The sequence below is a fragment of the Marinomonas lutimaris genome, from assembly GCF_019426345.1.
GTDB lineage: Bacteria > Pseudomonadota > Gammaproteobacteria > Pseudomonadales > Marinomonadaceae > Marinomonas > Marinomonas lutimaris.
Genome location: NZ_JAHLLW010000005.1, coordinates 204,313 through 218,507 on the forward strand (window position 1 = coordinate 204,313; position 14,195 = coordinate 218,507).

The following is a 14,195-nucleotide window of genomic DNA, read 5'->3' on the forward strand; positions in this document are numbered from 1 at the left end:
AAAGTGTTTTAAAAAAATTAATTATGTATTGTTATTTTTTTATTGTTCTTCTAGTATGTTTTCACAACGTCAAATAAAAATAACATTCAGAGTTAAAAACTATGTATGAAAATAAGCGTTTAGGGTTGCTGTACATTAGTCCTTACATAATAGGGCTTCTTGTATTTACAGCGTTTCCCTTCCTCTCATCCTTGATCATTAGCTTTACTGACTATGATTTGATCAATCCGCCAGAGTACATTGGCTTAGATAATTATCGTTATATGATGGATGACGATACTTTCTACCAATCTATGGGGGTTACGTTTGCGTATGTGTTTCTGACCATTCCGCTAAAACTTGCCTTCGCACTCTTTATTGCCTTCGTGCTGAACTTCAAGCTTCGCGGTATTAAGTTCTTCCGCACCGCTTATTACATTCCTTCCATTCTCGGAAGTAGTGTGGCGATAGCTGTATTGTGGCGCGCGATATTCTCTCTTGATGGCTTGCTAAATAGCTTTTTGGGGATCTTTGGGGTCGAAGCGATTTCTTGGTTGGGTGAACCTGTTTTTGCCATGTTCTCTGTCACCTTGTTGCGTGTTTGGCAATTTGGTTCGGCTATGGTGATCTTCTTGGCTGCACTGCAAAGCGTGCCGCAATCTCAGTACGAAGCAGCAATGATTGATGGTGCGTCTAAATGGCAGATGTTTACCAAGATTACTGTGCCTCTTATTACCCCCGTTATCTTCTTCAACTTCATCATGCAGACGACTCAGGCGTTCCAAGAGTTTACCGCGCCGTATGTTATTACTGGTGGTGGTCCTGCTAAATCGACGTATTTGTTCTCGCTTTATATCTATGAGACGGCATTCAAGTATTTCGATCTTGGCTATGGCAGTGCGCTTGCTTGGGTGTTGTTTGTTGCTGTGGCGATTTTTACAGCGATTTCATTCAAATCATCGAAGTACTGGGTGTTCTACTCAGGTGATAAGGGTGGTAAGTAATTATGAATAAAGTATTCCCAAATAAAGCAGCCTTGTCTGCTGACTTAAAAAACAATCCAATGCTAAGAGCTGAAATTCGTAAGCAACGAGTGGGCGCTTCTATTCGTTACATTATTCTGCTGTTTTTTGGATTGGTAATGCTATATCCGCTATTTTGGATGTTCTCAGCAGCCTTTAAACCAAACCATGAGATTTTCAGCTCTTTGAGTCTTTGGCCTAAGAATTTTTCGCTAGATGGTTTTATCAATGGCTGGAATACCGGCACGGAATATACCTTCGGAAGGTTCTTTATAAACACCTTGTATTACGTGGTGCCAAAAGTGATTTTGACGGTGATTTCGTCGGTCATCGTGGCTTATGGTTTTGCTCGCTTTGAGATTCCATTTAAGAAGTTTTGGTTCGTTACTTTAGTAGCCACTATTTTGCTGCCAACGTCTGTGTTGTTGATTCCTCAATACTTGATGTTCCGCGAAATGGGCATGCTAGACAGCTATTTGCCTTTGTATTTGCCAATGGCATTTGCGACCCAAGGTTTCTTTGTCTTCATGTTGATTCAGTTCTTACGTGGCCTGCCAACGGATATGGAAGAAGCAGCACAAATTGATGGTTGTAACTCCTATCAGCTGCTTTGGTACATCGTTGTACCCATGTTGAAGCCTGCCATTATTTCTGTCGCGCTGTTCCAGTTTATGTGGTCAGTGAACGATTTCTTGGGTCCGCTTATTTATATTTCCAGCGTAGAAAAATACCCAATCGCATTGGCTCTTAAATTGTCCATTGATGTCACCGAAGGTACTCAGTGGAATGAAATTCTGGCGATGGCATCCATTGCCATTGTTCCGTCAATTGTTGTTTTCCTAATCGCACAGAATTACTTCGTAGAAGGAATTTCGTCCGGTGGCGTTAAGGGATAGGTGAATAGTATGTCTAAAGTTGTATTTGAAAATTTGACCAAAGTGTATTCGAACGGCTTCAAAGCAGTTCATGGTATTAACCTAGAAATTGAAGACGGCGAGTTCTTAGTAGTGATCGGGCCCTCTGGCTGTGCGAAATCGACAACTTTGCGTATGTTGGCAGGTTTGGAATCGGTTACTGGTGGCTCTATTAGTATCGGTGGCAAGGTCGTAAACGGCCTGCCACCTAAAGATCGCGGCATTGCCATGGTGTTCCAAAACTATGCGCTTTATCCCCACATGAGTGTGCGTGAAAACTTGGGCTTTGGCCTGAAATTAGCAAAAGTCAGTAAGGCGGATATTGAGAAACAAGTTAATGAAGCGGCTGAACTTCTTGAGCTTACGCCTTTGCTAGATCGTTTGCCACGTCAGCTTTCTGGCGGTCAGGCGCAACGTGTTGCAGTTGGTCGAGCCATTGTTAAACGTCCTCAAGTGTTCTTGTTTGATGAGCCCTTGTCTAACTTGGATGCCAAGTTACGAGCATCTATGCGCGTGCGTATTTCGGATTTGCACAAAACACTGAAAAAGACCAATCGTTCGGCAACCAGTGTTTACGTTACCCACGATCAGACCGAAGCCATGACCATGGGGGACCGTATTTGTGTGATGAAAGACGGACACATCATGCAAGTAGATACGCCAGCCAACCTTTATAAATATCCAAAAAATCTTTTTGTCGCAGGGTTTATCGGTGCGCCAGAAATGAACATGGTTGAGACGCGTTTAGATCGCACGGGTGAAGGCAAATGTCATTTGGCCTTGTCGTCTCAGATGTTGGGTTTGCCAGATGAAAAACTGCAGAAAGTCTTAACCAACTTCACCGAAGACGTGGTGTTTGGTATTCGACCTGAGTTCATCAAATTAGCGGATGAAAATTCGCCGCAGGATGAAATTATCAAGGGGACGATTGTTCGCATGGAAAACATGGGAGCAGAGTTTTACGTCCACTTTACTGTAGAAGACAGAGAACTTTGTACGCGAGTTCCTTCTGACGTGGTGGAGGCTAAATTGTCGGATTCAATCGGCAAAGAGCAGTTGTTCCATTTTGAAATGAGCAACGCACATATTTTTGATAAGAAAACTGAGATAAATATCTCTTTGTAAGGCTTTTGCACGACAGCTAAGCCACATAAGGCAAGGGTGATAGTCGTGCAAAAAATTGAGTAGTCACTAACGAGGAAAAAGGACATGAAAATAAAAACAATAGCTCTGTTAGTCGGATTGGCGTCTGCTGGTTCAATGGTGAGTGTGAATGCAAGCGCAGAAGATTTGCGTATGTCATGGTGGGGAGGAAACTCTCGACATTCAGCAACGATTGAAGCTGTAAAAGAATTTGAAAAAACGCACCCAGGGATTTCAGTTAAATCAGAATATACTGGTTGGGGCGGTCATTTAGAACGTTTGACCACTCAAATCGCGGGTAATACCGAACCAGATGTCATGCAAACCAACTGGAATTGGATGCCGATTTTCTCTGCCCGTGGTGACGGTTTTAAAGATCTTCGTGAATACAGTGATGTGTTGGATCTTACCCAGTTTGATAAATCAGCCCTTGATGCCGGAACAAATAACGGAAAGCTAAATGGTATCCCAGTTTCCATGGCAGCTCGTATTTTCTATTACAACAAAGATACGTGGGCAAAAGCCGGTTTAGCATACCCAGTCACTTGGGATGACTTTATGAAAGCTGGGCCAGTTTTTAAAGAAAAATTGGGTGACGAGTATTTCCCATTAGTGCTTGAAGGACGTGACATTATTGCGATGAACCGCTCATTTATGGTTCAAAAATATGGCATTCCAATGATAGACGAAGCTGGGAAAAAGTTCGCTTACTCCGATGCACAGATGCTTGAGTTCTTCAAAATGTATGAAGACATGGTGAAAAATCATGTTACGCCAAGTAGCAAATATATTGCAGGGTTTGGTAAGGCCAACCTATATGAACATAAGCCTTGGATCAATGGTGAATGGGCTGGTCTTTATATGTGGAACTCAGCAGTTAATAAATATAACGACAACTTGAAGCCACCAATGTCTTTAGAGCTAGGTTTCTATCCTATGGAAAAGGGCTCGGATGATGCGGGCTTGTTCTATAAACCAGCGCTAATGCTTTCTATTGGTAAAAACAGCAAAAATCCAAAAGACGCGGCTAAGCTAATTAACTTCCTATTGAATGAACCTGCTGGTTACAACGCAATGGGTCTAGCGCGTGGTGTTCCACTAAGTTTGGCTGCCCGTCGAGCGCTATCTTTAGATGGCACCATCAAAGACTCGGACTTGTCGGTAGCTGGTTTGGCGCAAATAGATGATTTGCCTAAGAAAATCATCACATCTGCGCATTTTGAAAACCCTAAGCTGTTAGGGCTTTTTGACGAGATGATTGAAAAAATGGACCAAGGCGATATTACTGTTGAGGAAGCCGCGAACGACTTCATGTCTCAGGGTAATCGTATACTGCGTAGAGCCATTAAATAAAACGCCTTAAATGAGTGTCTAAATGGCTTTTGAGCTAGGTATTGTATAAGGCGCGCCAAGCGCGCCTTAACTTCTACCTCGGTAGTAGCCTTCAGGAAAGGAGGGTTTATATGACACAAATAACGTTGAAATTCTCAATGCCCCGCGCAGCGAGAGCGGACAGCAAAATGAAAGGTTGTTTGTCCAATTATTATAAACAAGGGGAATAAAATATGTTCGATCTGACGGGTAAAGTGGCTATTGTGACGGGATGTAATACGGGTCTTGGTCAGGGAATGGCTTTAGCTCTAGCAAACGCTGGTGCAGATGTTGTTGGCGTAAATAGAGATGACCCAACAGAAACGATTGAATTGATGGCAAAAACAGGTCGTCAATTTCATAGTGTTATTGCTGACATGAGCAAAATGGACAGTGTTGACCGCGTAGTGAAAGAAGCGGTATCTGCTTTTGGTAAAATCGATATTCTAGTGAATAACGCAGGTATTATTCGTCGCAATGACGCGATAGATTTTACCGAAAAAGATTGGGACGATGTAATGGACCTGAATATTAAAGCGGTCTTTTTTATGTCTCAAGGCTTTGCAAAGCAAGTTATCGTCCAAGGAACACCGGGCAATATTATTAACATTGCTTCTATGCTGTCTTACCAAGGCGGTATTCGCGTGCCTTCTTACACAGCATCAAAAAGTGGTGTGATGGGCGTAACTCGTCTATTGGCTAACGAATGGGCGAAGCATGGTATTAACGTGAATGCGATTGCTCCGGGTTATATGGCGACAGATAACACGGCAGCGTTGCGTGCCGATGAAGATCGTTCCAGTGAAATTTTAAGCCGCATTCCAGCTGGCCGTTGGGGAACGCCTGGTGACATGGCTGGGCCGATTGTATTCTTGGCATCAGAAGCATCTAGATACGTAAATGGTTACACCATTGCGGTAGATGGTGGTTGGTTGGCTCGTTAGTTCTTTTTTGTTTTTCTCTTTAATCAAAAGAAGCGACGAGCTGCACAGGTGCGTGCGAAGTATTTTTCTGGAAACAATGCTTCCGCACCTTGCTGTAATAGCACTTTTAGTGGCCGATCTAGTCTTTTGATTGCAAATTAGGTTTCATTTTGTAACGTTGGGATGTATCTATATGCAGAATTACTCTACAATCGCAAAAACACATTTCAAAAAAAATGAAACTTATATGACAAACGAAGAAAATAACCAGCAAATCGAGCCCGTATCCTCGGTGATGAAGGTGTTTGCTATTCTAAATGCGTTAGCAGAGCACAAATCTTTAGGTGTTACAGAGCTTTCTCAAATCGTCATGACATCAAAAAGTACCGTATATCGCTTTTTGCAAACCATGAAGATGTTAGGCTTTGTATCGCAAGAAGGCGATGATGACCGTTACTCACTTACCTTGAAACTCTTTGAAGTCAGTGCAAGAGCCTTGGAACATGTTGATTTGGTCGAACTGACTGAACCTTACATGTCTCGTATTGGTGAGCAGACTAAAGAAGCACTTCACCTTGGTATTCGTGATGGCGACGGTATTATTTATATATACAAAGTTGATGCGCAATACAACTTACGCATGCAATCTCGTATTGGCCGCCGTAATCCACTTTACTCTACCGCAATCGGTAAAGTACTGCTTGCAGAGCGTCCAGAGAGCTATGTGCGTGATATTCTGAAAGATACCGAATTCTTGCCTTCTACAGCGAAAACCCATCGTTCCATAGACTCTCTTTTAGTGGAACTAAAAGAAGTGAAAGACTTGGGCTACGGTATTGATAACGAAGAGCAGGAAGAAGGCTTGCGCTGTATCGCAGCGCCTATTTATGACCGATTAGGTAACGTTATTGCTGGATTGAGTTTGTCTTTTCCAACACTACGTTACACGCCTGAAAAATTTGAAAAATACGTTGGTTTACTGCAAGAAGCGGCAGCGAAGGTATCTGAAAAATTAGGTTACGCTAAGTAGTCATTATTAGATTAGCCATCTGAAATATCAAAAGCCGGAGCGCAATCGTTCCGGTTTTGTCTTTTTTATTTCCTATCGACAAGTCCTGCCGTTATTCTTTCTCCACAAACCCAGCCTTAGTTCACTCGAATAGACCACCTTACACCTTATTGCTTCATCAGGCATAAAAATAAATGAAACAGCTTTTCACAAAAGATTGAATAATGTTTTATCGCTGCTATAGTAGACATGTCTAAAACAAGAATACAAAGAGTTGTCCTATGTTTGTTTACAATAACGAAGTCCCTCTGGAAGATCTTGGTGCGGGTGTTTCACGCAAAATCATGGCCTATTCAGATAACATTATGGCAGTAGAAGTGCATTTTGAAAAAGATGCCATCGGCCCACTGCATAATCATCCCCATGAACAATTAACCTACGTACTGTCTGGTAAGTTTGAGTTCACCATAGGGAATGAAACCAAAATTGTTGGCCCTGGCGATACACTTTATAAAGAGCCAAATGTGATGCATGGCTGCCGCTGTTTAGAGCCTGGCGTCTTGCTAGATAATTTCACACCAGTACGAAAAGACTTCTTATAAATAACGTCTTGCGACATCGAACGATTTAAACGAATTCAGGAGAAAGTTATGAAAATTGCATTGATGATGGAAAACAGCCAAGCAGGTAAAAACGCCGTAATTTTAGAACAACTAAATGCGGTTGCTGGCCCATTAAATCACGATGTGTTTAACGTCGGCATGAGTGATGAAAAAGATCATCACTTGACTTATATCCACCTAGGTATTATGGCGAGCCTTTTGCTGAACTCCAAAGCGGTAGACTTTGTGGTTTCTGGTTGTGGTACCGGCCAGGGCGCAATGATGTCTTTAAACGCTCATCCAGGAGTGGTTTGTGGTTACTGCTTAGAGCCTTCGGATGCTTTTTTGTTCAACCAAATCAATAACGGTAATGCTATTGCTATGGCGTTTGCCAAAGGCTTTGGTTGGGCAGCAGAGCTAAATGCACGTTACATTTTTGAAAAAGCTTTCACTGGCCCACGCGGCGAAGGCTATCCAGTTGAGCGTAAAGAGCCGCAAGTTAAAAACGCTGGCATCTTGAACCTAGTAAAAGCGGCCACTATGAAAGACAACTACTTGGATGGTTTAAAAGCCATGGACCAAGAGCTGGTTAAAACTGCCGTAACTGGTGAGCGCTTCCAACAATGCTTCTTTGATAATTGCCAGAATCCAGAGATCGAAGCGTACGTGCGTTCTTTGCTGTAGTTTTCTGTCTGTTGTTTACTTGAATGTAACCTAGTTACTATTTAAAAGGAGAATGTCGTGATGGCATTCTCCTTTTTCATTTCCGCTGAGTCGCGATAATTTCCTATGCAAAACTACGATCAATATCACGCCATAGTTTCATTGAATAACCCTTTTGCTGACTTCGAAAGCATTCAAGCCGCTATTGATGCCGCGCCTGCGGACAGCTCGACCTATCGAATTTATATTGATCAAGGATGTTATCAAGAACGCATTTGTATCCAACGTGCAAATATCGAAATTTTTGGTGATGGAGCAGAAAACACCCTTATTTGTGCAGAAGTATGTGCGAGCATGTTGGAAAATAGCGGGCAACTAATTAGTACCCTAAACAGTCGAGTGGTTGAAGTAGATGCTACCAATGTGACACTAAAGCACTTATCTATCATCAACCAATGGGATTATATAAAAAACGCCAACAAACCAACTGACGACCCCACAAGACTTCAGCATAAACAAGCGGTAGCTCTACTGCTTAATAGCAATAGCGACAATGTTCGATTAGAACATGTGCACTTAGAAAGTTACCAAGATACCTTTTGCACCCAAGGTGGTCGAAGTCACCTAAAACACTGCAAAATCATGGGCAATGTCGATTTTGTATTTGGTTGTGGGAATGCTTTACTAGAGGATTGCGATATTGTCTGTCGCGCTTGGCCGAGCCAAACACCAGTGTGGGGCTATATCGCGGCGCCCAGCACCTCGATTGATCAAGATGATGGGCTTACATTTCTGCGTTGTCGCGTAATCCGAGAAAACGACCAAGTGCCAAAACACAGCTACGCTCTAGGTCGTCCTTGGCACCCAACCACACAGTTTCCCGACGGACGTTACGCCGATCCAAATGCCATCGGCAAAGCCGTTTTTATCGAATGCTACCTTGATGACCATATCTACGGCTGGGACAGCATGCAAGGCCTAGCGCCAGATGGTTCAAAACGCAGTTTTGAACCAGATAAAGACGCGAGATTTGTAGAATGGAATAACCATGGCCCCGGAGCGAACCAAAACCTAGGTCGTCAAAAGCCCGATCACACCAAACCAAATCACCTGTAGGTCGGCCTTTAGGCCGTCAAAAAACGAATCACCCCAAGCCCACCCAAATGTAGGTCGGCCTTTAGGCCGTCAAAAAGCATCCAGCCTTTACAAAACTTCCTTGACGCGCTAAAGCACGACCTACAAAAAACCAATCCTCTGTAGGTCGGCCTTTAGGCCGTCAAAAAGCATCCAGCCTTTACAAAACTTCCTTGACGCGCTAAAGCACGACCTACAAAAAACCAATCCTCTGTAGGTCGGCCTTTAGGCCGTCAAAAAGCATCCAGCCTTTACAAAACTTCCTTGACGCGCTAAAGCACGACCTACAAAAAACCAATCCTCTGTAGGTCGGCCTTTAGGCCGTCAAAAAGCATCCAGCCTTTACAAAACTTCCTTGACGCGCTAAAGCACGACCTACAAAAAACCAATCCTCTGTAGGTCGGCCTTTAGGCCGTCAAAAAGCATCCAGCCTTTACAAAACTTCCTTGACGCGCTAAAGCACGACCTACAAAAAACCAATCCTCTGTAGGTCGGCCTTTAGGCCGTCAAAAAGCATCCAGCCTTTACAAAACTTCCTTGACGCGCTAAAGCACGACCTACAAAAAACCAATCCTCTGTAGGTCGGCCTTTAGGCCGTCAAAAAGCATCCAGCCTTTACAAAACTTCCTTGACGCGCTAAAGCACGACCTACAAAAAACCAATCCTCTGTAGGTCGGCCTTTAGGCCGTCAAAAAGCATCCAGCCTTTACAAAACTTCCTTGACGCGCTAAAGCACGACCTACAAAAAACCAATCCTCTGTAGGTCGGCCTTTAGGCCGTCAAAAAGCATCCTGCCCTTACAAAACTTCCTTGACGCGCTAAAGCACGACCTACAAAAAACCAATCCTCTGTAGGTCGGCCTTTAGGCCGTCAAACAGCATCCTGCCCTTACAAAACTTCCTTGACGCGCTACAGCACGAACTACAAAAAACAATAACACTAAATCACCCGTAGGTCGGCCTTTAGGCCGTCAAAAAGCATCCTGCCCTTACAAAACTTCCTTGACGCGCTAAAGCACGACCTACAAAAAACAATAACACTAAATCACCCGTAGGTCGGCCTTTAGGCCGTCAAAAAGCATCCAGCCTTTACAAAACTTCCTTGACGCGCTAAAGCACGACCTACAAAAAACAATAACACTAACTCACCCGTAGGTCGGCCTTTAGGCCTTCAAAAAGCATCCAGCCTTTACAAAACTTCCTTGACGCGCTAAAGCACGACCTACACAAATCGTGAATCACGACCTACAAAACATATAAATTATCAATTCTGGTTAGGGCGTTGATACCAAGGCGACACCATATCCGTAATGTCATATAAACTGTTCCGCTTTCCTAGCATTTGACCGCCATCCCTAGTAATAGGCTGCCAATTGAAGTTACCTCGGCTAGTGGTAGGTTTATAAGATAATGCGTCAAACGGGATAGACAAATAAAATCCTTTGGTAAAACTACCTTCACCAAACTCTTCTGCTGACATGTTGGTTCGGCTGGCGTAAGCGCCCACAATTATGCCGCTCTTATATTGTTTTGAAAAATCCAATCTTGCGCCAACATCCGCAGCCAAGAACTTACCCATGTCTACACGGAACATAGTGTCTTCTAAAAAAGACCATTGTGGTTGGTAGTAAAGTGATACATGCCCCGTAGTTCCTCTGGCAAGTACCTTTGCATCGCTACCATAGTCGTTATCATTCTGGAATATGCCAAATACAGAGTCCGGGTCGCGTTGTGCAATGGCATTTACATCCGCACCAATTGCCCAGTTCGAGTTCGGTTGGCGATACAGTACTTCAGTACCAAAACCTGCAAACATGGTTTCAAGGTAACCACCATAAATTTGCTGGTACCAGTTTTGGCCATATTTCTGGAACCAAGTCAGTTGCAGGTTGCTCATATTTGCATCATTGTTACTAACATAGGCACGAACTAGTGTTCGTACACGATAGTTAGAAGTGTCATCAGAAGCGACATCGAAATTCAACTTGTCGTAGTTATCGACTAAGTTCATTGAAACGGCACCTGATAATTGCAGATTGTCAGTAAGCCAATAAGAGGCACCACCATCTACACTTAAGCTGTATATGTAAAAGTTTTCAGGGCCACCAAAAGATTGAGTTAGGTGCGGATTAAAACCATAATCTAAAGGCTCAAAATTTTCATACAAAGGATCGCCAGCAATTTTCTCTGGAGGTAGATCGATAAGAGCATCTTTAATGGAAGGGTTTAAATATTCGACGTTTGCTATGTCTCTATAGCCTTGAGCGGAAATTTCTGTCGATTTAACCGGAAGGTTTTTTGACTCTTCGATGATTTTGTAAGACTGGACGTCGGTTGGTAGATGGTTTACTAATACGGCAGCTGCTCGTTCTGCGGCAACATCGCGATCACGATATTTACTGTTTTGTTTTGAAACAATAGCAATTGTATCACCTTGCTGATATATCATTTCAGATTGATACCCAGCAACGTCGTTTAGTTCTGTATCTAGTTGTTTCCAATCAACTTTATCAAGGCTTAAAGCTTGATTTGTTCCTAGTGCTGGAATAGGGTCGTCAATCCAAGGTGTTTTGATAGTGTCAAAGTTGGTGGTAAAAGTAAAACCAAGAACCGCAGTCGTGCCACGTTCGTAACTTAAGCGGATATCGAAACCATCGTTTATGGCATAAACGGCACCCACGTTCCACGGTGTTTTAGGTGTCATGTCTACACTCCCGCTGGTAACAGGGCGATCTTGGCTATAGTTATTGCCATCGTATTCAATTTTTAAGCGTAATGGCTCATAAGGTGTTTGATATTCAATACCACCAAATATTGAGGATGGGCCTGTAAACCATCGTTGATAATCGACAGAGCCGCCGTTACCTTGGGTGTCTGAAATACGGTCACAGAAACGATTAGCGGCACTACAAAGAGGATTGCTAATATTGCCTCGTGTTCCGAAATAACCCCAGCCTAAACCTAAGGTGAAATCAAATTGACCATAACCATCGGTTGAAAGGCGTTTTGTTGCCGCAATAAACTCACCATCAAACAGTCCTGTACCACCAAGATCTCTTAGACCAACGGAAACTTCAGGCAGCCAATGGCTTTCTTCTAGTAACCTTAGTTTGGCATCTACGCCTTTGTCGGCTAGTTTTGTATCACCACTAAAGTTTTCATCATTGCTATATAGCAGGTCTTCTACTTGGGTGTAGCGAATGGTGGTTTCTAACCAAGGCATTAGTTGTAATGATACAGTGTAGAAATTGTATTCACTACTCTGACTGTAACCAAAACTAAATGCACCGTCTTCCGCCATGCGGCCAGAAGGCATTTGCATTAGACCAACACCACCAAGGTCACCTTGAGACGGTTTGAATTGAGGGCCTTGAAATGGTGCCGCAAAGTAACCAGCTTCTTCTGCGTAGGTAGGTGCGATCAATATGAGGTTTGAGCAAACAATTAGAGATGAAAAAGAAGAGCGTTTAAACGGCATTATGGCTCCAAACGTAAGGCAAGTAGGTGGGCGATATCTGCATTTAAATCGCGATATTTTTCAGAAAGGCCGGTTAAACCGATAAACACCATAGAGCCAGGGCTTAGGAAGTAGAGTTTCCCTTTCCATTGAATATCGGTAGCTTGATATACATCCTGATTGGCCTGAATGATCCAAGCATTATCATAAGTATAGCGATAAGCTTCGAACTGCTCGGCTAAGTAATCTTTCAGATTACTATTTGCTGTTAGCTGAAGTGTTAGAAAGTTTTGATCATCTGCATTAATCAGGAACACATGTCGTGGACGCTTGGGTAAAAGTAGCTGATAAGTACCCTTCACCATGGGGTTGTACTTGGGGGTTACTTGAACCTTGGTAAGGTCTGTTTCTATCTTTTCCCGATATACAAAATGTAATGAACTTAATTGCTTAGCAACATAATTAGATGCTGGTGTATTAATATCCCGCAGTTGTTTTAGTATCGCGTGTTTTTTTTCATCTATTTGTCGCTGCTTGTTTGGATCTATTAATGCAATGCCAAGAGAATAAGGTTGATAGTCTAATTGTGCATAGGCGTCTGTTAATACCTGCGATAAGCGTATTTCTTGAGGGTATGATAGTGTTACAGGTTGCGGATACGATAGCATTTTCTGTTTTTGTAAAAGAACAATGTTAGTGGCTTCGGCCATCGCATTAGATGATATGAAACTGATTAAAACGTAACAGCTGATAATAATTGTTTGTAACAACCGTGTCATGACTCCGAATCCTTAGTGTTTGAAGATAGGCTGCTATTTGGAAGAGGCTCGATAAAAGGTTTCACCATCAGCATTTCAACTCTATCCATTTTGGGCCCTAAATATTGAATGCTTTTGACGACAAATGGTTTTGTCGTACTGGTTGCTGGAGCCATCCAGAAATCGTTTATTAACTCGCTATTTAACGATGTAAAACTGACTTTCTCTTGAATGTGCTCTGTCTCTTGCTCCCACCGCTGAGTTGATATGGTTTCAGTACCAAAAGATAAGCTCTCAACGTTAGCGCTAAAGTTATATCTATAGTCTGGAGACCAATCATAAATAGCTTGCCAAGAATTTGTCTTACCTGGATAAGGCAAATTGTTGTTAACGGCAAGTAACTCTTCTAGATTGTTAGTGAGGAAGCCTACTGTATGAATAATACGACCATTTTCAGTAACGATAGCCCCTTTATCTTCCGTGACCCATGTGAGCCGATAACTACCATTTATGGTGTTTTTTTCTGCTAACGCTAAGATCAGCAGGAGTGGTTTTGCATCATTTATGGTGACTAGTGAACTAGCGTACGGGAGAGCGGTTATATATTCTGCAGTAATTTCGTTCCCTTTTTTAGCATCCATATAGATTTGTGCAGAGTCCATGATGCTTTTGAAATGTCCGGAGCAGCCAGATAAAAAAAAGACACAGAGTAGAATAGAAAATGAAAAAGCGCGAAGCATTAGCTGACCAAATAATAGTAGAATGTAAAAAAATCGCCTGATGAGAGATTCAATCAGGCGATTTCAGTTTTATTGATTACTGAGTGACTGTAGTTGTGCTAACACTAACTGAAGAGTTGTTGTCGCTTGCAGCAACACCAACAGCAACGCCAACAGCAACAGCTGCAGCCGCAATAGAAGCAGCAGCTAAGCCACCAACTGCAGCACTAGCTGCAACGCCTGCACCAGCAGCGGCTGCACCTGCACCAGCCGCACCAGCGCCTGCACCTGCCGCACCAGCTCCTGCGCCCGCACCACCAGCACCAGCACCAGTCGCACCAGCACTACCAGCCGCTTCGCCATATGCTTGGCTAGCTAGGCCAAGTGCTACGATTGTAGCCAAAGTAACAAGTTTCATAATATTTCCTTATCATTAAACATCGATGTTTGAAGAATACACTTCACAGATGATTTTAGATCAAGATTTATGACAATGTAAGCG

At 43.0% G+C, this 14,195-nt stretch carries 13 protein-coding genes; 9 read left to right on the forward strand and 4 right to left on the reverse strand.

The window, feature by feature from the left end:
* Window positions 1-101: 101 nt before the first annotated feature.
* The 9 genes from KPL72_RS08510 to KPL72_RS08550 all read left to right on the forward strand — a co-directional run bounded on the left by KPL72_RS08510 (window position 102) and on the right by KPL72_RS08550 (window position 8,742).
* Window positions 102-983, forward strand: coding sequence for a carbohydrate ABC transporter permease (locus KPL72_RS08510; protein ID WP_011978601.1), 882 nt, complete (start codon window positions 102-104; stop codon window positions 981-983).
* Window positions 984-985: 2 nt separating this feature from the next.
* On the forward strand, window positions 986-1,897 hold the full coding sequence (locus KPL72_RS08515) for a carbohydrate ABC transporter permease (protein WP_219702453.1): 912 nt from the start codon (window positions 986-988) through the stop codon (window positions 1,895-1,897).
* 9 nt (window positions 1,898-1,906) lie between these two features.
* The gene (locus tag KPL72_RS08520; protein WP_212917659.1) at window positions 1,907-3,040 is read left to right on the forward strand and encodes an ABC transporter ATP-binding protein; all 1,134 of its coding nucleotides are present in this window, start codon (window positions 1,907-1,909) and stop codon (window positions 3,038-3,040) included.
* 84 nt (window positions 3,041-3,124) lie between these two features.
* A complete protein-coding gene (locus KPL72_RS08525) occupies window positions 3,125-4,411 on the forward strand; it encodes an ABC transporter substrate-binding protein (RefSeq protein ID WP_219702454.1) in 1,287 nt (428 codons plus the stop codon).
* 212 nt (window positions 4,412-4,623) lie between these two features.
* Window positions 4,624-5,373 (forward strand): 2-dehydro-3-deoxy-D-gluconate 5-dehydrogenase KduD, encoded by a 750-nt coding sequence (gene kduD / locus KPL72_RS08530; RefSeq protein WP_219702455.1) that lies wholly within the window; start codon window positions 4,624-4,626, stop codon window positions 5,371-5,373.
* A gap of 226 nt (window positions 5,374-5,599) precedes the next feature.
* A complete protein-coding gene (kdgR, locus tag KPL72_RS08535) occupies window positions 5,600-6,382 on the forward strand; it encodes a DNA-binding transcriptional regulator KdgR (protein WP_212917662.1) in 783 nt (260 codons plus the stop codon).
* Between the two features lie 260 nt (window positions 6,383-6,642).
* Window positions 6,643-6,963, forward strand: a complete 321-nt coding sequence (locus KPL72_RS08540) for a cupin domain-containing protein (RefSeq protein ID WP_212917663.1) — start codon at window positions 6,643-6,645, stop codon at window positions 6,961-6,963.
* Between the two features lie 48 nt (window positions 6,964-7,011).
* The gene (locus tag KPL72_RS08545; protein WP_212917664.1) at window positions 7,012-7,647 is read left to right on the forward strand and encodes an RpiB/LacA/LacB family sugar-phosphate isomerase; all 636 of its coding nucleotides are present in this window, start codon (window positions 7,012-7,014) and stop codon (window positions 7,645-7,647) included.
* A gap of 105 nt (window positions 7,648-7,752) precedes the next feature.
* Window positions 7,753-8,742 (forward strand): pectinesterase family protein, encoded by a 990-nt coding sequence (locus tag KPL72_RS08550; protein WP_219702456.1) that lies wholly within the window; start codon window positions 7,753-7,755, stop codon window positions 8,740-8,742.
* A 1,281-nt stretch (window positions 8,743-10,023) separates the two neighbouring features.
* Here KPL72_RS08550 and KPL72_RS08555 read toward each other — a convergent pair.
* The 4 genes from KPL72_RS08555 to KPL72_RS08570 form a co-directional block, all read right to left on the reverse strand.
* A complete protein-coding gene (locus KPL72_RS08555) occupies window positions 10,024-12,237 on the reverse strand; it encodes a YjbH domain-containing protein (RefSeq protein ID WP_219702457.1) in 2,214 nt (737 codons plus the stop codon).
* Window positions 12,237-12,995 carry a capsule biosynthesis GfcC D2 domain-containing protein gene (locus KPL72_RS08560; RefSeq protein WP_219702458.1) on the reverse strand — a complete coding sequence of 253 codons (759 nt, stop codon included), beginning with the start codon at window positions 12,993-12,995 and terminating at the stop codon, window positions 12,237-12,239. Before KPL72_RS08560 ends, KPL72_RS08555 begins: the two co-directional genes overlap by 1 nt.
* Complete coding sequence (locus tag KPL72_RS08565) at window positions 12,992-13,636, reverse strand: YjbF family lipoprotein (protein WP_219702459.1); 645 nt, start codon at window positions 13,634-13,636, stop codon at window positions 12,992-12,994. Before KPL72_RS08565 ends, KPL72_RS08560 begins: the two co-directional genes overlap by 4 nt.
* 154 nt (window positions 13,637-13,790) lie before the next feature.
* Window positions 13,791-14,111: a hypothetical protein gene (locus tag KPL72_RS08570; RefSeq protein WP_219702460.1), complete on the reverse strand. Its 321-nt coding sequence runs from the start codon at window positions 14,109-14,111 to the stop codon at window positions 13,791-13,793.
* Window positions 14,112-14,195: the final 84 nt, after the last annotated feature.